This window comes from Alcanivorax sp. HI0044 (assembly GCF_001634945.1).
This window is the reverse complement of sequence record NZ_LWEZ01000689.1, coordinates 1-758: the sequence shown is the minus strand read 5'-3', so window position 1 is coordinate 758 and position 758 is coordinate 1. Positions and strand designations below refer to the sequence as shown.

Sequence of the window (758 nt, the reverse complement as noted above, 5' to 3'; positions counted from 1 at the left end):
AATACCGCCTCGGTAGCAGCCTTTGATGGCCAGGTTGGTCAGGTTGCGTACGCGGCAACCAAAGGCGGCGTGGTCGGCATGACGCTGCCCATCGCCCGTGATCTGGCGCCACTGGGTATCCGTTGCAATACCATCGCCCCGGGGATTTTCAACACCCCGCTGATGAATGCGGCACCGGACAAGGTGAAGCAGCCGCTGATCGAAATGACCCAGTTCCCGAAACGGCTGGGGCATCCGCAGGAATACGGTCAGCTGGTGTGCCACATGATCGAGAACAAATTCCTCAACGGCGAAACCATCCGTATCGATGGTGGTATCCGTATGCAGCCTCGGTAGCACAGGAGACGCAGCACGCGTCACGCTACATGCAACACGAAAAAGCCCCGGTTTTCCGGGGCTTTTTGCTGTCTACGAAGCCGCTGTAGGAGTTCCCTTCCAGGGGACGAACCGAGCGCAGCGAGGCGACAGAGATAACCGTCTGCTGCAATCGACGGTTGAGTAACCCGTGATTTCGATCTTTCCATGTTTACGGGCCGGTTCGTCCCCTGGAAGGGAACTTGTATGTTTGAATGCTCTTCCTGCAACCATGCAGGACTTGCCGGGGTGGAGGGACCAAAGGAGCATCTGACCCAAGGGTACAGACGGTAGGAGATTTGGCCCCACCCCGCACCTATTCATACGCCGATAAAGAATCCATCGGCTGAGTTGCACCTCAGACCGACGATACCTAGCAAGCCAGCGTTCAGGTGCGCCCCGAC

Annotated in this window: 1 protein-coding gene; it reads left to right on the top strand. The window is 57.8% G+C overall.

All coding sequences use genetic code 11. From position 1 onward, the window contains the following. Positions 1–336 (top strand): SDR family oxidoreductase (locus A3730_RS08335; protein WP_156501079.1); only part of this gene is annotated, 336 nt, incomplete at its 5' end. Positions 337–758 lie beyond the last annotated feature (422 nt).